General features: G+C 48.2%; 19 protein-coding genes. 6 read left to right on the forward strand and 13 right to left on the reverse strand.

Annotated elements, in window-relative coordinates:
• Positions 1 to 21: 21 nt before the first annotated feature.
• The 8 genes from M2404_RS15130 to pspA form a co-directional block, all read right to left on the reverse strand.
• A complete protein-coding gene (locus tag M2404_RS15130; protein ID WP_259240608.1) occupies positions 22 to 363 on the reverse strand; it encodes a 4a-hydroxytetrahydrobiopterin dehydratase in 342 nt (113 codons plus the stop codon).
• Positions 364 to 372: 9 nt separating this feature from the next.
• On the reverse strand, positions 373 to 1,173 hold the full coding sequence (gene phhA, locus M2404_RS15135) for a phenylalanine 4-monooxygenase (protein ID WP_259240609.1): 801 nt from the start codon (positions 1,171 to 1,173) through the stop codon (positions 373 to 375).
• Between the two features lie 184 nt (positions 1,174 to 1,357).
• On the reverse strand, positions 1,358 to 2,554 hold the full coding sequence (locus M2404_RS15140; protein WP_259240610.1) for a trans-sulfuration enzyme family protein: 1,197 nt from the start codon (positions 2,552 to 2,554) through the stop codon (positions 1,358 to 1,360).
• Positions 2,555 to 2,657: 103 nt separating this feature from the next.
• The gene (locus M2404_RS15145; RefSeq protein ID WP_259240611.1) at positions 2,658 to 3,671 is read right to left on the reverse strand and encodes a TIGR01620 family protein; all 1,014 of its coding nucleotides are present in this window, start codon (positions 3,669 to 3,671) and stop codon (positions 2,658 to 2,660) included.
• The gene (locus M2404_RS15150; RefSeq protein ID WP_259240612.1) at positions 3,668 to 5,047 is read right to left on the reverse strand and encodes a YcjX family GTP-binding protein; all 1,380 of its coding nucleotides are present in this window, start codon (positions 5,045 to 5,047) and stop codon (positions 3,668 to 3,670) included. The genes M2404_RS15145 and M2404_RS15150 overlap by 4 nt, the downstream gene beginning before the upstream one ends.
• A gap of 18 nt (positions 5,048 to 5,065) precedes the next feature.
• On the reverse strand, positions 5,066 to 5,482 hold the full coding sequence (gene pspC, locus M2404_RS15155) for an envelope stress response membrane protein PspC (RefSeq protein WP_259240613.1): 417 nt from the start codon (positions 5,480 to 5,482) through the stop codon (positions 5,066 to 5,068).
• Positions 5,475 to 5,711, reverse strand: coding sequence for an envelope stress response membrane protein PspB (gene pspB / locus M2404_RS15160; RefSeq protein ID WP_068229994.1), 237 nt, complete (start codon positions 5,709 to 5,711; stop codon positions 5,475 to 5,477). Before pspB ends, pspC begins: the two co-directional genes overlap by 8 nt.
• Before the next feature lie 24 nt (positions 5,712 to 5,735).
• Positions 5,736 to 6,407: a phage shock protein PspA gene (gene pspA, locus M2404_RS15165; RefSeq protein ID WP_259240614.1), complete on the reverse strand. Its 672-nt coding sequence runs from the start codon at positions 6,405 to 6,407 to the stop codon at positions 5,736 to 5,738.
• Positions 6,408 to 6,591: 184 nt separating this feature from the next.
• Between pspA and pspF the strand changes: the two genes are divergently transcribed.
• The 6 genes from pspF to M2404_RS15195 are packed head-to-tail and all read left to right on the forward strand — an operon-like array spanning position 6,592 to position 12,984.
• The gene (gene pspF / locus M2404_RS15170; protein ID WP_259240615.1) at positions 6,592 to 7,674 is read left to right on the forward strand and encodes a phage shock protein operon transcriptional activator; all 1,083 of its coding nucleotides are present in this window, start codon (positions 6,592 to 6,594) and stop codon (positions 7,672 to 7,674) included.
• Between the two features lie 47 nt (positions 7,675 to 7,721).
• Positions 7,722 to 9,314: an ABC transporter substrate-binding protein gene (locus M2404_RS15175; protein WP_259240616.1), complete on the forward strand. Its 1,593-nt coding sequence runs from the start codon at positions 7,722 to 7,724 to the stop codon at positions 9,312 to 9,314.
• Positions 9,311 to 10,327, forward strand: coding sequence for an ABC transporter permease (locus M2404_RS15180; protein ID WP_259240617.1), 1,017 nt, complete (start codon positions 9,311 to 9,313; stop codon positions 10,325 to 10,327). The genes M2404_RS15175 and M2404_RS15180 overlap by 4 nt, the downstream gene beginning before the upstream one ends.
• A gap of 1 nt (position 10,328) precedes the next feature.
• Complete coding sequence (locus M2404_RS15185; RefSeq protein ID WP_259240618.1) at positions 10,329 to 11,225, forward strand: ABC transporter permease subunit; 897 nt, start codon at positions 10,329 to 10,331, stop codon at positions 11,223 to 11,225.
• Positions 11,225 to 12,220, forward strand: coding sequence for a peptide ABC transporter ATP-binding protein (locus tag M2404_RS15190; protein WP_259240619.1), 996 nt, complete (start codon positions 11,225 to 11,227; stop codon positions 12,218 to 12,220). The genes M2404_RS15185 and M2404_RS15190 overlap by 1 nt, the downstream gene beginning before the upstream one ends.
• On the forward strand, positions 12,217 to 12,984 hold the full coding sequence (locus M2404_RS15195) for an ATP-binding cassette domain-containing protein (RefSeq protein WP_259240620.1): 768 nt from the start codon (positions 12,217 to 12,219) through the stop codon (positions 12,982 to 12,984). Before M2404_RS15190 ends, M2404_RS15195 begins: the two co-directional genes overlap by 4 nt.
• A gap of 47 nt (positions 12,985 to 13,031) precedes the next feature.
• Here M2404_RS15195 and M2404_RS15200 read toward each other — a convergent pair whose 3' ends face one another.
• From M2404_RS15200 to clpP, 5 genes are all read right to left on the reverse strand, one after another.
• A complete protein-coding gene (locus M2404_RS15200) occupies positions 13,032 to 14,939 on the reverse strand; it encodes a SurA N-terminal domain-containing protein (protein WP_259240621.1) in 1,908 nt (635 codons plus the stop codon).
• 190 nt (positions 14,940 to 15,129) lie between these two features.
• Positions 15,130 to 15,402: a nucleoid-associated protein HU-beta gene (gene hupB, locus M2404_RS15205; RefSeq protein ID WP_008220336.1), complete on the reverse strand. Its 273-nt coding sequence runs from the start codon at positions 15,400 to 15,402 to the stop codon at positions 15,130 to 15,132.
• Between the two features lie 209 nt (positions 15,403 to 15,611).
• Positions 15,612 to 18,008, reverse strand: coding sequence for an endopeptidase La (gene lon / locus M2404_RS15210; protein WP_259240622.1), 2,397 nt, complete (start codon positions 18,006 to 18,008; stop codon positions 15,612 to 15,614).
• 125 nt (positions 18,009 to 18,133) lie between these two features.
• A complete protein-coding gene (gene clpX, locus M2404_RS15215) occupies positions 18,134 to 19,414 on the reverse strand; it encodes an ATP-dependent protease ATP-binding subunit ClpX (RefSeq protein ID WP_215397185.1) in 1,281 nt (426 codons plus the stop codon).
• A 55-nt stretch (positions 19,415 to 19,469) separates the two neighbouring features.
• On the reverse strand, positions 19,470 to 20,093 hold the full coding sequence (clpP, locus tag M2404_RS15220) for an ATP-dependent Clp endopeptidase proteolytic subunit ClpP (RefSeq protein WP_259240623.1): 624 nt from the start codon (positions 20,091 to 20,093) through the stop codon (positions 19,470 to 19,472).
• Between the last annotated feature and the right edge of the window lie 35 nt (positions 20,094 to 20,128).

Below are 20,128 nucleotides of genomic sequence, written 5' to 3' on the forward strand. Positions count from 1 at the left end.
ACTGAAAGGGTAAATAACTTATTAAGCAGACAACAAAGTATCCGTTTTGGCAGCACAGATAAAGTCATTTTTGTGCAGGCCTTTAATAGAATGCGACCACCAGGTTACCGTCAGCTTGCCCCACTCCAGCAACAGCGCAGGATGGTGGCCCTCGGCTTCTGCCAGTTCAGCTACTTTATTGTGAAACGCCCAGGCCTGCTTAAAGTTTTTAAACTTGAACTCACGCTCCAGTTGCAAAATACCTTCACGCACTACCGGCATCCAGTCGGGGATCTGCCGCATTAACTCAGGTAGTTCAGCGTCAGACACTTTGGGCGCATCTGCGCGGCAGGCTTCACATTGCATTGCTTTTAATTCAGACATTCTGTAATCCTAACTTGCTTGTTTTTCTTTTGGCGGAAATTTTGGCGCATGCAGCCCAAGTGCCTTGGCCTGTTCAACCAACGCCATCATATCCAGATGGGCAATATCAAACAGCTGATTAATGCGTTCAATCATAAAGTACACCGGCTGCATAATGTCGATACGGTATGGCGTACGTAATACATCTACCGCATCAAAGGGTTTACGCTCGGGTACATCGGAGCCCAGTGCGTAGGTAGTTTCACCCGGCGAAGATAAAATACCACCGCCATATATACGTAAACCACCCGGCGTGCTTAACAAACCAAATTCAATGGTAAACCAGTATAACCGGGCCAGGTAGACACGGTCCTGCTTACTGGCTGCCAACCCTAGCTTACCGTATATATGGGTAAACTCAGCAAAGGCCGGGTTGGTGAGCATAGCGCAGTGGCCAAAGATTTCATGAAAGATATCCGGCTCTTGCAGGTAGTCAAACTCTTCGCGACTGCGGATAAAAGTCGCTACCGGAAAACGCTTATTGGCCAGCAGCTCAAAAAATTTATCAAAGCTGATTAACGCCGGAACCTCAGCGCACTCCCAACCGGTAGTGGCACGCAATACTTTACTGACCTCTTCCAGTTGCGGAATGCGATCGGTTGGCAGTTGCAGTTTATCCAGCCCTGCCATGTATTCATCACAGGCTTTGCCTTTAATCACACTAAGCTGACGGGTGATCAGTTCATGCCAGATTTGATTTTCTTCATCTGTCCAGGCAATAAAGCCATGCTCGTCAGACTGACGGGACACATATTTACTCGACTTACTCATAAACAACCTGTTGAATATTCTGTTATACGGGAGTGTCCCGCTTATCTGCTGTTTAATTGTTATAGCTATAGCGGCAGATAATTAGTTAGTGCGGATACTAAGCGATAGTGCGGCAAGAGTTAATCTCGTTGCCGCCTAAAGTTGGCGACTACTGCGTAAACATAGCCTTACAACAGGCTAACTCTTAACTCTGCCTTTGCTGCATTTTATCCAGCGCCTGCGTCAGATCAGCGATGATGTCATCAACATGTTCAAGCCCGACAGAAACACGGATTAAACCATCACTGATCCCGGCCATCTGCCGCTCTTCTGCGGTGTAAGGGCTGTGTGTCATTGAAGCGGGGTGCTGAATAAGCGACTCAGCATCGCCCAGGCTAACTGCCAGGCTAAGCAGACGACACTGGTTAATAAAATAGCGGCTGTCGTCCAGGCTGGCATTGAGTTCAAACGCCAATACACCACCGGCGGCTTTCATCTGGTTGCCAATAAACTTAAAGCCAGGGTGCGATGGTAAACCCGGGTAAAACACTTCACGCACTGCAGGGTGCGCCTGCAGATATTCCGCTACCCTTTGCGCATTGCTGCAGTGGCGCTCCAGCCGTACTGACAGCGTTTTTAAACCGCGGATAATCAACCAGGCATCATGCGGGCTAATGGTAGCGCCCATGTCTTTTAATGTGGTTAGTTTAATGGTTTTAATGGTTTCGCTATCCGATACAATCAGCCCCGCTACTACATCGCCATGGCCGTTCAGGTACTTAGTTGCGCTATGGATCACGATATTAATGCCGTAGTCAGCCGGTTTTTGCAGCAAGGGCGTAAGAAAGGTATTGTCTATCACTGAAATCAGCTGATGGCGCTGGCAAAAGCCGCCGAGAAAGGCCAGATCCAACACCACCAGATTTGGGTTTATTGGCGTTTCAGCAAACAACATTTTGGTGTTAGGTTTAAGAGCTTGTTCAACCGCTACGTGGTCTGTCATATCGACAAAGCTTACTTCAATGCCGTAACGGGCAAACATATGGTTAAACAGGGCAAAGCTGCAGCCATAAATGGCTTTGCTGGCAATTAAATGATCACCCTGCTGCAAAAATGCCATAGTACTGGCCGCGACAGCCCCCATACCGGTAGCCGTGGCAGCAGCATCAGCCATGCCTTCCAGCGCTGCGATTTTTAATTCCAGTTCGCGGGTAGTCGGGTTTCCCAGCCGGGTATAAATATAGCCTTCGGCTTCGCCGGCAAAGCGGGCTGCGCCCTGCTCAGCATTATCAAAAATAAAAGTAGAGGTTTGGTATAACGGCGTGGCTAAAGTACCGTGTTGATTTTTTTCTTTACCGGCGTGAATACACAGAGTTTCGGCTTTTTTATTGTTGTCGTGCATAAAGTTACTGCTGCTGAAAGTTAAAGTCGCAGTAACAAATAGCAGAAACTCATATTAATGGAAGCAAGCCAGACATCTTGCAGTCTGGCGGTATCAGCAAAGTTTATCCGGTGCTGTCAGCTTTAGTTTGCGCAGCAGTGCTAAAACGTTGTAACAAAGCCCGGCCGAGTGATTTTATGCTGACTTTGGCAGTAGCCGTTACCGGTAGTGGCCGCAACTGTTGCTGCGCCAGATTACCAAGGCGCGCCACCAGTAAACCGGCAATCACGCCCTGCCCGGCACGGGCCGATAATTTAGCCGTTAACTCGCTGCCAATAACATCGGATGCCATATCAAGCACCAGCTCTGAGCCTCCTGCCCACAACAGCGCTGCAAACAGCTGTTTTAACAACACCATACTGCGCAACTGGCCAATAGCGCCGCCATATAACTGTGCCAATTCGCGCACTAAACGGCTACTGCGCCACAACACTAATATCATGTCTGCTAAGGCAAAAGGGCTTATTGCCACTGCCATGCTGGTATCTGTAGCTGCACGGTAGATGACCTGCTGTGCCTGTTTATCCAGCACGGTTAACACAAAATGTTCAAACAATGCCAGTTGTTCTTCATCGCTATGCTCATCTTTTACGGCGGACCGCCACTGGCTTATTGCTGCGCTAATGTCGGGGGTTACCGGCAAACTGGCCGCCACTGCCTGACACAACTTTTGTGCTTCGCCAAACTGTACACTATGGCGGATACGCTGTGCACTTTGTTGCCACTGCCGGTTACGGGCTAAACGGCGCCATAGCTTTACTTCACGCCAGACAAGGCTATTCAGCAGCACCAGTACTGCCACAGTAACCAGGCTTAACAGGCCACCTTGCAGCACACTTTGCTGCCAGCTGTGCTGCAACATTAGCCCCCATTGCCATACCGACAGCACCACAATAACCAGTAAGGTTGCCGCAGATAAACGCCACCACCAGCGGTTAGTTTTTACCGGCGGGGCAGGCTCAGTTGCGGGCGTACTCACAAAGTCCTCATCGTGGTAATAGCTGGCGCTTTTTAACTCAACCGCTGCCGGCGTCAGCTTCGGCTGGCTAAAATGACGGGCTTGCTTTAATTCGCTCATCGTAATTTGTCTCCGAGGATAAACTGCAACACATGGTCCATCCGCATATGAGGTAACGCCTGAGTGTCGTTCCACGGCAGTGGCCGTAGCGGCAGAAAAGCAAACTTATGTTGTTCAAACACCGCTTCAGAAGGCACGCTGGCCGGGACATCGCCGGGGAAATACGTCAGCACCTGCTGATCCAGGCCGGTACCCGTGATGCAGGGCTGTGCCAAACCATCCGCCTGCACAAAACCGCTGCTGCTGGCGCGTATTGCTGCTATTGCCATGGCCTCAGTGGTAGCAGCCTGATACTGGCTGTTCTTCAGTGGCTGCTGTAATAACTGTTGCAACAGCAAAGTAAGCGCTTTGTGCTGCTCCGGCGTTGCATGATCAGATTTACTGGCTGCAAATAATACCTTGCTGATTTTAGGTTTAAACAACCGGCTTAACAGGCTGGACGGGCCATAATTAAAGCTTTGCAAAATAAGCCGCAGGGCCTGCTGCAACTCAGTAATAGCCGCATAACCGGCATTAAGCGCCGACAGGCAATCTACCAGTATGACCTGACGGTCAAGCGCAGAAAAATGTTGCTGATAAAATGGCTTGATCACATGTTTACGATAGCTGTCGTAATGCTGCTCCAGTTGGGTTGCCAGTGCAGAAGGTTGCTCTGCCTGGTGTGGTAACAGCGGAAATAACTGCAGCATAGGGGCGCCAGACAATACACCCGGCACCAGCAAACGGCCGGGCTGATTTAAATAAGCGCCGGGCGTTTGATGAAACTGTGTCAGTAACTGCTTGTAGCTGTCTGTAAGCTGCTGCAGATGTAATTCGCTGGCATCCTGCAAATTGGTATTTTGCAGTAATTGCGCAAACGGTTGCGCCGCCGCACTACGGTGGCTTTTGGCAAATAGCTGCCAGCTAAACTCACACCAGCGGGCGTAACTCATATCCAGCATCGGTAAATCCAGCAACCATTCACCGGGATAATCAATAATATCCAGCGCCAATTCACTGTGGCTTTGTAAATGAGAGCGCAAACCTGACGCAGCTTTGTAGCGCAGTTGCAGGCTTAGCTGGCTCCAGCCTGTGGTTGACGGCGGCCATGCGGGAGGGTCTTGCTGCAGATACTGCAGGTTTTGCTCCAGTGGAAAGCGTGGCACAGCCAGTATCTGGCTTGCCAGACGTCCGCCCAGATAACGCTGTTCACGTACCACATCAAAAAATGGCAGATTAGCTGGCTGATCGCCCTGCGTTAGCTGATGTACCAATGAGGTAATAAATGCCGTTTTACCTGAACCGCTAAGCCCGGTAACTCCCAGACGTAAATGACGATCAAAAGCGCGGCTTGTCAGCTCGCGCCTTTGATGCTGAAGTTGCTTGAATAGATCCATAAGCTAAGGCTTACCACCCTAGAGGCTGTTAAATTCACGATTTAGCTGAAATTTAGCTGATGTAACGTGGCGCTCAAGTTCACGCAAACGCAGTTCCAAGCCGTTAAACTGGCTGGTTAAATGCTGCAACGCGTCTTTTGGTGCTTCGCCACGCTGCCATACCCGGGTTTTTACCTCTACCACCTTCTCTGTTGCCGGGCTTAAATCAGCCGCAGTTGTTGCTTTGAAGGCGGCCTTGGACTTTTTTTCCAGTACCACCCAGGCAGCAATATACAGTACTGAAACCAACCCACCGGCGCCAAGAAAAAATGCTGATACAGTAATGATACGCACCAGCCAGAGTTCCCAGCCAAAGTAGTCTGCAATGCCGGCACATACACCGGCTATCTTGCCATTGGCATCGTCACGTAACAGTTCACGTTTAAGCTTAGTCATGTGAAGACCTCCATTTCGGGCTTTCTGCATCTAAAATGGCTTCCAGCGTTTTAATGCGGTCGGCCATCTTCTCTGCGCGATGTGCCAGATCATTTAACTGCAACAGTTCCTGATCTGACAACCCCTGCCCCATTTTGTTCTTGCTACGGTAATGCATGATTACCCAGATCGGTGCCACAAAAATCATAAACAGGATAATTGGTACACCAATGACTTCTGACAAATCCATGAGTTACTCCTAAACGCCCGCAGCTCAGGCGTCTTTGTCTTTCTGATTAACTTTAGCCTTTAATGCTGCCAGCTCATTGTCAATTTTGTCCTGCGCAGCCAGTTCAGCAAACTCATCTTTTAAGGTTTTCTTGCCTAAGTCATAAGCTTCAACCTGAGCTTCCAGCGTATCAATTTTCTGCTCGTAACGCTCAAATTTATACATAGCATCATTAATACGGTTGCTATCCAGTGTCTTTTTCACTTCCAACCGTGATGCCACTGTTTTCTGGCGCATCAGCATCGATTTCTGCCGGGCTTTGGCATCGGCCAGTTTTTCCTGCAGCTGTGCTACTTCGTCCTGCAGCTTGCTGATATGTTCATCCAGATTGGTAATGTCTGCAGCCACTGCATTAACCTGATCCGCAGCTTTTTGCCGTTCAATTAACGCCGAGCGCGCTAAATCTTCGCGTTCTTTGCTAAGTGCCAGCTCGGCCTTGGCCTGCCAGTCGGCAACTTCTTCCTGCAAGCGATTCACCACCCGCTGCAACTCTTTTTTCTCAGCAATGGTTTTAGCCGAAGAAGAACGCACTTCTACTAAAGTATCTTCCATTTCCTGAATAATCAGCCGGACCATTTTTTCCGGATCTTCGGCTTTATCTAACAGCGCGTTGATATTTGAGTTCACTATGTCTGAGAAGCGTGAAAAAATACCCATAATATTTACCTCTTAAATGACTGGTTTAGTACAACCTAATCTATTCAGTTTCCTTGCCAACTTTGCAAATTATTTTAAGCTAATGATTAGTATCCATTTTTATTTATTTTGCATTAAAGCTTCTGCTGGCGGAAATTATGAAATACACTACTAATTAGCCAATTTAACTAACAAATAGCACGCCATGAGCATAAAATTCAAACAAGATAATCTGGTGGGCCAGTCTAACAGTTTTCTTAATGTACTGGATCAGGTCTCACAAATAGCGCCGTTAGACAAGCCGGTATTAATTATCGGTGAACGTGGCACAGGTAAAGAACTTATTGCCGCCCGTCTGCACTTTTTATCCCAGCGCTGGGATCAACAATACCTTACGCTTAACTGCGCTTCACTGAATGAAAACCTGTTGGAAAGTGAACTGTTCGGCCACGAAGCAGGTGCTTTTACCGGGGCAAGTAAACGCCATGAAGGACGTTTTGAGCGGGCCCACGGTGGCACGCTGTTTCTGGACGAACTGGCGAACACGCCAGGTTTAGTGCAGGAAAAACTGTTACGGGTTATTGAATATGGCGAGTTTGAACGCGTGGGTGGCAGCCGTTCGATAAAAACAGACGTCAGGCTGATTTGTGCAACTAACGAAGATTTACCCCTGCTGGCCGAACAGGGCGAATTTCGTGCCGACTTACTGGACCGGCTGGCGTTTGATGTTATTACTTTACCGCCAATGCGTGAACGCCGGGAAGATATCATGGTACTGGCTGAACATTTTGCTATTAATATGGCCCGCGAGCTGGGCTTTGAGCTGTTCAGTGGTTTTAGTGAAAAAGCAAAACGCACCCTGCTTGACTACCACTGGCCCGGTAATGTGCGTGAACTGAAAAACGTAGTAGAACGCAGCTTATACCGCACCAATAATGCATATGTACCAGTGCACGACATTCAGTTAGACCCGTTCGAGTCGCCTTACCGGCCAAAGCACCGCATCAAAGCGCCCCGCCTGCAGCCACAACAAGCTGCATTGGCACAGGAAAGCGCAACTGCGTTGCCTGTTACATCGACAGTGGTAGCACAGCCTAACCAGTTCGATTTCAATCAGGTACAGGATTTTAAAACCCTGTCGCAGGATTTTGAAGTAAGCCTGATTAAACAGGCACTGGCCGCCAGCCAGTATAACCAGAAAAAAACAGCTGAACTGTTGAATCTGACCTATCATCAGTTACGTGGCTATATGAAAAAATATCAGTTACTGGACAGCCAGCAAGCATGAATCTTAGCTTTAGCCAGATAATACGGTCAGCACCCAGGCACAGTTTTTTGCCTTTGCTTGTAGCAGCCGTTGTCAGCGCCTGTCAGCCTCAACTGCCTGAAACCGTACGCAGTGGTTTAGTGTACTGCTCTGAAGGCTCACCAGAGGCATTTAACCCGCAGTTGGTAACCTCCGGCACAACCATTGATGCTATCAGCCAGCAGCTATACGATCGCCTGTTGGATATTGACCCACAAAGCGGTGAGCTTAAGCCCTTATTGGCCACTCACTGGCAGGTGAATGACAGCGGCACAGTGTATGAGTTTACCTTGCGCTCCGGGGTACAATTTCATCAAACTGAATACTTTACTCCCGGCAGGCCATTTAACAGCGACGATGTGATATTTACCTTTAACCGTATTATGGATAAAAACCATCCTTTTCATTATCAGGGGGGTGGTAATTATCCGTTTTTCCAAAGCGTTGACTGGGCCAATTTGGTTGAACGTGTCGTCGCTACCAGTGAAAATACCGTACGGTTTGAGTTAAGCCGGCCTGACAGCTCATTTTTATCTAATCTGGCTACTGATTTTGCCGCCATTTTATCGGCTGAATACGGTGCAGCTGTGCTTGCTCAGGGCCAGCCCGGCCGAATTGACAGCCACCCTATAGGTACCGGGCCGTTTCGCTTTAAAGAGTACCAAAAAGACGTACTGATCCGGTATTACCGCCATAAAAACTACTGGCGCGAACAGGCTAAACCTGAGCAGTTGGTGTTTGACATAGTGCCGAACAATGCCCGGCGCATGGCGAAATTGTTTACCCACGAATGTGATGTAGTTGCCTTTCCCCGGGTGGCTGAACTTGGCCTTATCAGCCAGCGGCCTGACGTCGACGTACAGGAAAGCACCAGCATGAACATTGGTTTCTGGGCATTTAACACCGCAAAGCCACCTTTTGATGATGCCAGAGTGCGCTTAGCCCTGGCAATGGCCATTAACCGCGAAGCCATTTTACAGGCCGTGTATTTTGGCTATGCCACTGCGGCAAACTCCGTATTGCCACCTACGTCCTGGGCTTACAATGCCGACTTGCCACAACTGCCTTTTGATCAGACTCAGGCTAAAGCATTACTGGCTGAGGCAGGCTATGCCAACGGCTTTAGCATGGATATCTGGGCAATGCCGGTGCAGCGCCTGTATAACCCCAATGCACTGAAAATGGCTGAAATGATGCAGGCAGACCTGGCCCAGATTGGTGTCAGGGCCACAATCGTGTCTTATGAATGGAACAGTTTTCGCCGTAAACTCAGTAACAACGAGCATGATTCAGTACTGATTGGCTGGTCGGCTGATAATGCTGATCCGGATAATTTTTTCCGGCCGCTGCTAAGCTGCAGTGCTGCGCAAACCGGTACTAACAGAGCCAACTGGTGCGATGCTAATTTTGACCGTTTAATAAGCCAGGCGCTGCTGACATCGGATCAAAAACAACGCCGTAGCTATTATATGGCAGCACAGCAGTATCTTGCCGAGCAAATGCCATTACTGAGCATTGCGCACTCACAACGCTTTCAGGCACTTAACAGTGACATCAGCGGTATTGAGATTAATCCTTACGGCGGGATCTCGCTGGCAACCGCTGTGAAGGATGTTAAATGATCCTGTATTTATTACGCCGCCTGTTTTTGCTGGTTTTTGTCTTTATCGCTCTTAGCATACTGGCATTTAGCCTTGGGTACTTGTTTCCGGGCAATGCACTGCAAAACTTTACCGGCATGACAGATATTCCTGCAGAACTGGCAACACAACTAACGGCGGAGTACCGCTTAGACAGTGGTTATATACAACAGTATATTGCCTACCTGCAGCGTATTTTCAGTGGCGATTGGGGCCTGTCTTTTGCCAGTAAGCAGCCGCTGTTACAGGAAATAAAAATATTGTTGCCCGCTACGTTGGAGCTTGCAGCTTATGCGCTGCTGGTGTCATTTTTTGTCGGCATTCCACTGGGTATTATTGCGGCAATAAAGCCAGACGGTATTGTCAGCCGTATAATTTCAACACTGGCGATAGCAGGTTACTCAATCCCGGTATTCTGGTGGGCACTGCTGCTGATTATGCTGTTTTCACTAGGCCTGGGCTGGCTGCCGACGGCCGGACGCATCGGTGTTTTGTATGAAATACCGCATATTACCGGCTTTATGCTGGCCGATATTTTGCTGGCCAACAGCCAGCACCAGACAGAAGCTCTGCTTAATGCCTTGCGTCATATACTGCTGCCCACAATAGTACTGGCAACCTTCCCTACCACTGTAATGATCCGTTTTACCCGTGACTCGATGTTGGATGTCTGGGAGCAAAGCTATATAAAAACAGCACGGGCCAAGGGGCTGAACCGGGCGCAAGTGCTGTACCGGCATGGCCTGCGAAATGCGTTATTGCCGGTAATACGCCAGATTGGTTTGCAATTTAGTACCCTGATAACACTGGCGATGATTACTGAAGTTATTTTCTCCTGGCCAGGTATTGGCCGCTGGCTGATAGACAGTATTTATCAGCGTAATTACCCGGCAATTCAGGCGGGTTTACTGGTTATCTCAACCCTGGTTATCAGTGTAAATATGTTAACAGAAATTCTGCATACGCTGTTTAATCCTCTGGCAAGGAAGCGCTGAGATGGCCCGATTTCGTTTACTACCGGATGAACAACAGGCCCGCTCACCGCTGCTGTTGCTGTGGCGCGAATTTTCCCGCCAGCATAGCGCTATGTCGGGGCTGGTATTATTTATACTGTTTTTTTTGCTGGCACTGCTCTCGCCACTGCTAACCCCACATGATCCCTACCTGCAAAATGATACCCTGTTGCTGATTGCCCCCTCATGGTCTGAACAAGGGCTGGTACAATATCCGTTTGGTACCGATGATTTGGGCCGTGATATGTTTTCCCGAATGCTGATGGGAGCCCGCTATACTTTTGGTATTGCCCTAATTACGGTAATAGGCGCCTTATTGATAGGCTTACTGCTGGGTGTACTGGCAGGTATGAGCAAAGGACTAAAATCCAGCGTATTTAACCATGTGCTCGATTTAGCGCTGACAATCCCGTCCTTACTGTTAGCTATTATTATCGTGGCTATACTCGGCCCTGGCCTGTTAAACACCGTGTGGGCCATTATGCTGGCTTTACTGCCGCAATTTGTTCATAGCATCCGCAATGCTATTGCCGAACAGCTGAATCAGGATTACGTCACCGCATATCGCTTAGACGGTGCCAGCAACTGGCAGGTACTTACGCGGATAATTTTGCCTAATATCTGGGAGCGATTAACCGTAACCGCCACAATGGCATTATCAACCGCTATTCTCGATATTGCCGCTTTGGGTTTTCTTGGCCTTGGCGCTCAGGCCCCCACTGCTGAATGGGGTGCAATTATCGCTGACTCGCTGGATCTTATCTACGTTGCACCTGCCGGTGTTGCGCTGCCTGGGCTACTGATATTTACGGCGGTATTGTCAGTTAATCTGGTGGGCGACGGCCTGCGTAACGCCATGAAAAAACGGCGGGAAAACTAATGCTGTTACTCGACATTAAAAACCTGACCATAGAGCTAAAAACTCCCGACGGCTTAATCCGGGCAGTTGATCGGGTTAATCTCAGCTTACGTGAAGGTGAAACCCGCGGCCTGGTGGGTGAATCCGGTTCAGGTAAAAGCCTTATAGCCAAAGCTATTGTGGGCGTACTAAACAAGCGTTGGCAGGTCAGTGCCGACCGCTTTAACTGGTGCGGGCAGGACTTGCTGCGTTTACCCTATGATCAGCAGCGCAAAGTCATTGGCCGTGACATTGCTATGATATACCAGGAACCCAGCCGCAGCCTCGATCCCACCGCCGCCATACTGGAGCAGCTTGAAGAAGCTATTCCCGCCCACCTGCTGGAAGGCCCCTGGTGGAAACGCAGTTATCTGCGCCGGCGTAAGGCAATTGGCTTACTGCACAAAGTGGGCGTGCGCGATCACCAGGCAGTATTACAAAGCTATCCTTATCAATTATCTGAGGGTGTTTGCCAGAAAATCATGATTGCTATGGCCATTGCCAAAGCACCAAAGCTATTAATTGCTGATGAGCCCACTACAGCATTGGAAAGCACTACCCAGGCGCAGCTGTTTCGTTTGCTGGCCAGTTTTAACCAGCTAAAAGGCACCTCGGTATTGCTGATAAGCCACGAGCTGGAAAGCATAGCCCGTTACACACAAAGCCTCAGTGTGTTGTACTGTGGTCAGTTAGTTGAAGCAGGCGAAACCGCCAGCATTATCAAACAGCCTTACCATCCCTACACCAACGCCCTGATTAAAAGCGTACCGGAGTTTCAACCGAACCTGCAGCCGAAAACACCACTATATGCCCTGCCTGGCAGTATTCCGGTACTGCAACATTTACCTATTGGCTGCCGTCTCGGCCCCCGTTGCCCGAATGCGCGCAAAGAATGTGTAAAAACACCGACACTGGAACGCCTGCAAAATCACTATTACAGCTGTCATTTTCCCTTAATTGGTAAAAAAGACTTATGAATACCCTGCTTGAAGTCAGAGATCTGTGTAAAACCTATCACAAACAAAGTGGCTGGTTTAGCCAGCGCAGTGTTATTGCAGTGCAAAATATCAATTTTACGCTGGCAGAAGGTAAAACTCTGGCCATTGTCGGTGAAACCGGCTCTGGCAAAAGTACGCTGGCAAAACTACTGGTAGGCATTGAAAAACCAGACAGTGGCGATATTCTGCTGGCAGGGCAGCCGGTTAAAATTAGCCACTACCGGCAATATAATCATGTTATCCGGTTTATTTTTCAGGATGCAGCGAAGTCACTCAATCCACACCAGAAAATAGGCCAGATGCTGGACGACGTATTGCGTTTTAGCACAGTACTGGACCCGCAACAACGCAAGTTAAAAATCCGCCAGACATTAAAACAGCTCGGTTTGCTGGATGAACACAGCGAATACTATCCACATATGTTTTCCGGTGGTCAGTTACAACGGGTAGCGCTGGCCAGAGCACTGATCCTTGACCCCAAGCTGCTTATTCTGGATGAAGCACTGACCGCACTGGATCCATCGCTGCGGGCACAAATTGTGAACTTACTGCTGGAGTTGCAGCAAAAATCAGGCCTGGCTTATCTGCTGATCACCAATCATTTACGGCTGGTTCGTCATATCGCTGACGATTTGCTGGTATTGCATCAGGGCTCAGCGCTGGATTACGGCAATACCGCACATGTATTTGCCAATGCCGGGCATGACTACAGCCGCAAATTGATTAATAGCGCTATTACATAAAAAAACCGTGGCAAGCCACGGTTTTTTTTAATCTATCTGTATTTGTATTACTGAGTATCTGTTACTGCTGCACGTAAATTACGGCTTATATCAGCCTTAGCTTTTAACGCTGCAATTACGGCACGGTAATGTTGCTCTGCCTGCTGCTCTGCCAGACGATCCAGCTGCGCAGGTTCCGGCACCATTGTTACTTCGGCATCTTTTACTGCCAACACAGACACCAAGGCAATATCACCATTAGCCAGCGTAGTCAGCTCTATAGCCGGTTTATCAGCCGGACGAGGCATAGCAAACGCTTTAGCACGGATTTGTGCATCCAGTGTACCGCCAAAGCGTGGCACATCTGCTGCTTGCTCCAGTGTTAATGATGCCTGTTCAGCCTGCGCCTTTAAACTGTCCTGCCCAGCCGATGCCAATATCTCTTCACCCTTGGCTTTGGCTAACAACGAGCTTTGCTCTGCACGAACAACGGCTTCTACTTCTGCTTTAACTTCTTCCAGCGTTTGGGTACGTTTTGCCTGGTGATCAGTAACACGCACTACGATAGCGTGTTGATTATCCAGTTCAATCACCTCACTGTTTAGCCGCTCATTAATAAAGCCGCTATCGAAGATTTTACTCATTACCGCAGGTGCAGACAAAGGCGCAGTAGCTTCATTGCGGCTGAATAATGGTGTTGAAATAATCTTGCCATCTACCGCTGCTGCTGCGTCTTCCAGTGTATCCGGCACTTCAAAACTGACTTCGGCCAAACGTTGCTGTAAATCATAAAACTTTGCCGTTGCCGCATCTTGTTTGATACGTTCTGCAATATCTGCAGATACTTCTGCGAATTCCTGAACCTGCGCCGGTTCCAGAGTAACTAACTTAATAATATGGTAACCATAAGCGCTTCTTACCACAGAGCTAAGCTCGCCGGTTTCCTTCATAGCAAAAGCAACACGCTCAAATTCAGGGTCTACATCACCCGCAGCCAGCCACCCCAATACACCGCCGTTATCTGCAGAAAAGGTATCAGCAGATTCTGCTTTAGCCAACTGAGCAAAATCAGCACCGGCTTTTAACTGCTGTAAAATTGCTTCCGCTTTTGCCGCTACAGCAGGGTCGTCCTGCTCGGCTTCCAGCATAATATGCGCAACCTGGCGACGCTCATCACGGGTGTAACGTGTTTTGTTTGCCTGGTAATATTCAGCCATTTGCTGCTCAGTCACTTCAATATCGGCAGCCAGCGCAGCAGCTGATAACTCAACATAGTTGACAGCCACTTTTTGCTCGGTTTCAAATTGCTCCAGATGAGTCGTGTAATAGTCTTGCAGCATTTGTTCTGTCAGCTCTACGTTAGCGGCAAAATCTGCTGCAGCAATACGCACAAATTCGATATCACGGCTTTGCTGCTGTAATTTGGCCAGTAACTGCATATCTTTAACAGTGGCAAATTCGCTGCTCAGTAAACCAATTAATAACTGGTTGCGGGACATTTGCTCACGCATCATTTCACGGAACTGATCTGGCTGATAACCGGCCTGGCGCAGTAAAGCCTGATAACGGTCATTATTAAACTGGCCGTCAACCTGAAACTCTGTCATACCGCGGATAGCGTCACGAACCTGCTCATCACTGACGCGCAGGCCAAGCTTGGCAGCAAATTGCTTTTGCAGAGTCTCGTCAATAAGACGCTCCAGCACTTCGCTGCGAAAATTATTCATATAAGCGTTATCTGCGGCCAGGGTGGCGTACATTTCACCAAACTGCTGTTGCAGCCGTGCCCGTTCATTCTGAAATGCCTGGTCAAAGTCTGCACGGCTGATTTTTTCACCGTTAACCTCTGCCACATTAACTTCGGCAGGCGCACTTAAGTAACTGCCAACACCTGCTAATGCGAACGTCAGGATCACTAAGCCTAAAATAGACTTGGCAATGATTCCCTGCGAGCCTTCTCTGATTCTTTCTAACATCTTAGCACGATCTCTTTATTCATCTTTAACGGCTGGGAGGCAACAAAAACGCATCTTGGTTGCCGTAAAAAAAAACGCATCTTAACAGATGCGCTTTTTTTAGAGAAGCCTTTGGAAGACTGAGGTCACTGTATTAAGCTGCCTGCTACTTCCAAAATCGGCACTTTGTTTGTCTTTACCAAACTAAAGCTTAGTTACAGGCGTCTTTTAACGCTTTACCAGGCTTGAAAGAAGGAATTTTCGCAGACGCGATTTGAATAGTTGCACCAGTTTGTGGGTTACGGCCAGTACGGGCTGCACGCTCACGTACACTGTAAGTACCAAAACCAACTAATGCTACAGAGTCGCCTTCTTTAAGAGCTTCGGTAACAGCATCAATGAACGAATCTAAAGCACGACCAGCTGCTGCTTTAGAAATGTCTGCACCAGCAGCAATTTTGTCGATAAGTTGAGACTTGTTCACAATATCATCCCCTTCAATTGTTATTATTTTCAACAACTACACTTCATTAGTTCTGTAAGTGAGCTTCATCGTTATAACAAGCATTTTTCAGGCTTGCAAGCAAAAAAGCAGCAAAACTAACAGTTCTGGCTTTGACTGCAGCCCTTGTATAACAAGGGCTTGGTCGAAACTTTCCATAACTTAGCACAGCCAACGGGAATGAAAAGCCCCTACGCAGGATTTTTTTCCGTTTTTTTGCTTTTTGCTGGATTTTTTACCGTTTCACCCACTGAAACACGCTCTAAAGGCTCTTGTAACGCCAGCTCCAGCACTTCATCTATCCATTTTACGGCGCAAATTTCGATGTCACCTTTTACATTGTCAGGGATATCTTTTAAATCACGCACGTTATCATGCGGAATAAGTACCCGCTTAATGCCACCACGGTGCGCTGCCAGCAGCTTCTCTTTTAAGCCACCAATGGGCAATACTTCACCACGCAGAGTAATTTCACCTGTCATGGCAACATCGGCCCGTACCGGGTTACCGGTTAAGCTGGATACCAATGCAGTGACCATACCAATACCGGCACTGGGGCCGTCTTTTGGCGTTGCGCCTTCAGGCACATGCACATGAATATCACGTTTTTCGTAAAAGTCTTCGTTGATACGCAAGCCTGCCGCGCGGCTACGAACTACTGTCATTGCAGCCTGGATAGACTCTTTCATCACATCACCCAGCGAGCCGGTAAAGGTTAGCTTACCCTTACCCACTACAGACGCAGCTTCAATGGTCAGCAAATCACCGCCTACTTCAGTCCAGGCTAAACCTGTTACCTGGCCGATACGGTTGCTATCTTCAGCTTTGCCGTAGTCATAGCGCTGCACGCCAAGGTAATCTTCCAGGTTCTGCTGATTTACCACTACCTGCTTTAAACCTTTGGTCAGCAATATTTGCTTTACCGCTTTGCGGCATAGTTTGGAGATTTCACGCTCTAAACTGCGCACCCCTGCCTCGCGGGTGTAATAGCGGATAATGCCGATAATGGCGCTGTCTTCAATCACAATTTCGCTGGCTTTTAAACCATTACGGCCAATTTGCTTGGTAATAAGGTGCTGTCTGGCAATATTCAGCTTTTCATCTTCGGTATAACCGGCCAGACGAATTACTTCCATCCGGTCGAGCAAGGCCGCTGGAATATTCAGGCTGTTGGACGTTGCAAAAAACATCACATCGGATAAATCGTAGTCTACTTCCAGGTAATGGTCGCTAAATGCGGTATTCTGTTCCGGATCTAATACCTCCAGTAATGCTGCTGCCGGATCACCACGGAAATCGGACGCCATCTTGTCAATTTCATCCAATAAAAACAGCGGGTTACGCACACCAACTTTCGCCATTTTCTGAATAATTTTGCCCGGCATAGAACCGATATAAGTACGGCGGTGACCGCGAATTTCAGCTTCATCACGCACGCCGCCCAGCGCCATCCGCACGTACTTACGCCCGGTCGCTTTAGCAACAGACTGCCCCAGTGAGGTTTTGCCCACACCCGGAGGGCCAACCAGACAAAGGATAGGGCCTTTTAACTTATTAACGCGTTGCTGTACTGCTAAATATTCAACAATGCGCTCTTTTACCTTTTCCAGGCCATAGTGGTCTGCATTAAGAATTTGCTCGGCCACAGCCAGGTTTTTCTTTACCTTGCTGCGTTTTTTCCACGGGACATTAGCCAGCCAGTCGATATAGCTGCGCACCACTGTTGCTTCTGCTGACATTGGCGACATCATTTTCAGCTTTTGCAACTCGCTACGGGCTTTATCTGTCACCTCTTGCGGCATTTGTGCCTGTTCAATCTTTTTATTCAGTGTTTCAAATTCATCCGGCGCATCTTCCAGCTCACCCAGTTCACGCTGAATCGCTTTCATTTGCTCATTCAGGTAATACTCGCGCTGGCTTTTCTCCATCTGCTTTTTCACCCGGCTGCGAATACGGCGCTCTACCTGAAGAATGTCAATTTCACTCTCCATCATTGCCATCAGATATTCAAGCCGCTCGGTTACGTCGAAGATTTCCAGCACTTTTTGTTTATCTTCAACCTTTAACGGCATATGTGCAGCCATAGTATCAGCCAGCCGTGCCGGCTCGTCTATACCGGTCAGTGCCGTTAATACTTCCGGCGGAATCTTTTTATTCAGTTTGATATAGCCTTCAAACTGATTAATGGCTGAGCGCAGAAACACTTCCTGCTCACGGCTATCCACTTCAGCTGTTTCAATAATATCAACGTAGGCTGCAAAGGCTTTGTCTGTCTCTGTAAACTCAGCCAGCCTGGCGCGGCGGCTGCCCTCAACCAATACTTTAACGGTACCGTCAGGCAGTTTCAGTAACTGTAAAATTGTCGCAACCGTACCTACTTCATATAAATCAGTCGCTGCAGGGTCATCCAGCGTGGCGTCTTTTTGCGCTACCAGGAAAATTTGTTTGTCGTTATCCATAGCGGCATCAAGGCATTTAATTGATTTTGCCCGACCGACAAATAATGGAATAACCATATGGGGATAAACGACCACGTCCCGCAGTGCCAGTACCGGCATATGCAAACGTTCAGCGTGTTCTGATGTCATTGATTCTCTCTCGAATTTAGTTACTGCAGGCGCGAATATGTTTCAGTATATGGGGTTCGTTTTAAAAACTTCAATTACATATATGAAAAAGGAGCTGATTCAGCTCCTTTTTTTCTGTGGCAGGATTAATGTGACTCAGCCGCAACGGGCTCACTGCTCTGGTAAATCAGAATAGGGTCACTTTCACCGCGGATCACGGTTTCATCAATTACGACTTTTGAGACATCCTGCATTGATGGTAATTCATACATAGTATCCAGCAGTACACCTTCGACAATAGAACGCAAACCACGGGCACCGGTTTTACGCTCCATTGCTTTTTGCGCAATGGCTTTTAGTGCGTCTTCACGGAACTCCAGCTCTACTTCTTCCATCGCGAATAAGGCTGCAAACTGTTTTACCAGAGCATTTTTCGGCTCACTGAGAATTTGTACCAATGCAGCTAAATCCAGCTCGGTTAAGGTGGCAACAACTGGCAGACGCCCGATAAACTCCGGGATCAGGCCATACTTCACCAAATCTTCCGGTTCTACATCACGGAAAGATTCACTTAAACTACGCGTGCTTTCTTTGCTGCGCACTTCAGCGCCAAAACCGATGCCAGAGCCTTTGGCGCAGCGCTGCTCTATCACTTTATCCAGCCCGGCAAAAGCACCACCACAGATAAACAGAATTTTTGAGGTATCAACCTGCAAGAACTCCTGCTGCGGATGCTTGCGGCCGCCTTGCGGTGGCACCGAAGCAACTGTGCCTTCAATCAGCTTTAACAGCGCCTGCTGCACACCTTCACCCGATACATCACGGGTAATAGATGGGTTATCAGACTTGCGCGAGATTTTGTCTATTTCATCAATGTAGACAATACCACGCTGGGCTTTTTCTACATCGTAATCGCACTTTTGCAGCAGCTTCTGAATAATATTTTCGACATCTTCACCAACATAACCAGCTTCAGTCAATGTAGTGGCGTCGGCCATAGTAAATGGCACATCAAGTAGACGGGCCAGCGTTTCAGCCAGCAGGGTTTTACCACTACCGGTGGGGCCTATCAGCAGAATATTACTTTTCCCAAGCTCAACGTCTTGCTTGTGCTGGGCACTGCGCAGGCGCTTGTAATGATTGTATACCGCCACTGCCAGCACTTTTTTTGCATGATCCTGGCCAATAACATAATCGTCAAGATGATTACGAATTTCGCGCGGTACCGGCAATTTGTCGGCATCACGTTTCGGGGAAATGTCTTTAATTTCCTCGCGGATGATGTCATTGCATAAATCAACGCATTCATCACAAATATAAACCTGTGGGCCTGCAATCAACTTACGCACTTCATGCTGTGATTTGCCACAAAAAGAACAGTACAACAATTTACCGTTCTTATCGCCGTCAGTGCGGTGATCAGACATGTAACTACCTCTTTCACTACGGTGCAGCTCTGTAACGCAGAGCTGCCTAAAATGATTACTTTGTTTCTCTGTTGGTTAATATGGCATCTACCAGGCCATAATCCAAGGCTTGCTGTGCACTTAAGAAGTTATCACGCTCAGTATCTTTGCAAACCTTCTCATAACTTTGATCACAGTGCTCGGCCATTAAGCGGTTTAATTTCTCTTTAATGCTTAAAATTTCCCGGGCATGAATTTCAAAATCAGTCGCCTGGCCCTGGAAACCACCTAACGGCTGGTGAATCATCACCCGCGCATTGGGTAAACAATAACGCTTACCTTTAGTGCCACCAGACAATAAAAACGCGCCCATACTGGCAGCCTGGCCCACACAAACGGTGGCAATATCCGGCTTTATGTAGCGCATGGTGTCATAAATTGACAAACCTGCGGTAACAGAGCCACCCGGTGAGTTAATATAAATATAGATGTCTTTTTCCGGATTTTCTGATTCTAAGAACAATAATTGCGCCACAATCAGGTTGGCCATGTGATCTTCGACCTGACCGGTTAGAAAAATTACCCGCTCTTTTAACAGGCGCGAGTAGATATCGTAAGAACGTTCACCTTTGGCGGTTTGCTCAATAACCATCGGTACCAGTGCGCTGACAAGATCATTTAAATGTTGCGGCATAGACATATTTCAGAGTTCCCTTTAAATAGCTGGGTTTTGCT

The organism is Rheinheimera pacifica (assembly GCF_024809855.1).
GTDB classification, from domain to species: Bacteria; Pseudomonadota; Gammaproteobacteria; order Enterobacterales; family Alteromonadaceae; genus Alishewanella; species Alishewanella pacifica_A.

Coding starts and splice junctions, on each gene's coding strand:
- M2404_RS15130 (WP_259240608.1), bottom strand. CDS start 363: ATGTCTGAATTAAAAGCAATGCAATGTGAAGCCTGCCGCGCAGATGCG.
- phhA (WP_259240609.1), bottom strand. CDS start 1,173: ATGAGTAAGTCGAGTAAATATGTGTCCCGTCAGTCTGACGAGCATGGC.
- M2404_RS15140 (WP_259240610.1), bottom strand. CDS start 2,554: ATGCACGACAACAATAAAAAAGCCGAAACTCTGTGTATTCACGCCGGT.
- M2404_RS15145 (WP_259240611.1), bottom strand. CDS start 3,671: ATGAGCGAATTAAAGCAAGCCCGTCATTTTAGCCAGCCGAAGCTGACG.
- M2404_RS15150 (WP_259240612.1), bottom strand. CDS start 5,047: ATGGATCTATTCAAGCAACTTCAGCATCAAAGGCGCGAGCTGACAAGC.
- pspC (WP_259240613.1), bottom strand. CDS start 5,482: ATGACTAAGCTTAAACGTGAACTGTTACGTGACGATGCCAATGGCAAG.
- pspB (WP_068229994.1), bottom strand. CDS start 5,711: ATGGATTTGTCAGAAGTCATTGGTGTACCAATTATCCTGTTTATGATT.
- pspA (WP_259240614.1), bottom strand. CDS start 6,407: ATGGGTATTTTTTCACGCTTCTCAGACATAGTGAACTCAAATATCAAC.
- pspF (WP_259240615.1), top strand. CDS start 6,592: ATGAGCATAAAATTCAAACAAGATAATCTGGTGGGCCAGTCTAACAGT.
- M2404_RS15180 (WP_259240617.1), top strand. CDS start 9,311: ATGATCCTGTATTTATTACGCCGCCTGTTTTTGCTGGTTTTTGTCTTT.
- M2404_RS15185 (WP_259240618.1), top strand. CDS start 10,329: ATGGCCCGATTTCGTTTACTACCGGATGAACAACAGGCCCGCTCACCG.
- M2404_RS15190 (WP_259240619.1), top strand. CDS start 11,225: ATGCTGTTACTCGACATTAAAAACCTGACCATAGAGCTAAAAACTCCC.
- M2404_RS15195 (WP_259240620.1), top strand. CDS start 12,217: ATGAATACCCTGCTTGAAGTCAGAGATCTGTGTAAAACCTATCACAAA.
- M2404_RS15200 (WP_259240621.1), bottom strand. CDS start 14,939: ATGTTAGAAAGAATCAGAGAAGGCTCGCAGGGAATCATTGCCAAGTCT.
- lon (WP_259240622.1), bottom strand. CDS start 18,008: ATGACATCAGAACACGCTGAACGTTTGCATATGCCGGTACTGGCACTG.
- clpX (WP_215397185.1), bottom strand. CDS start 19,414: ATGTCTGATCACCGCACTGACGGCGATAAGAACGGTAAATTGTTGTAC.
- clpP (WP_259240623.1), bottom strand. CDS start 20,093: ATGTCTATGCCGCAACATTTAAATGATCTTGTCAGCGCACTGGTACCG.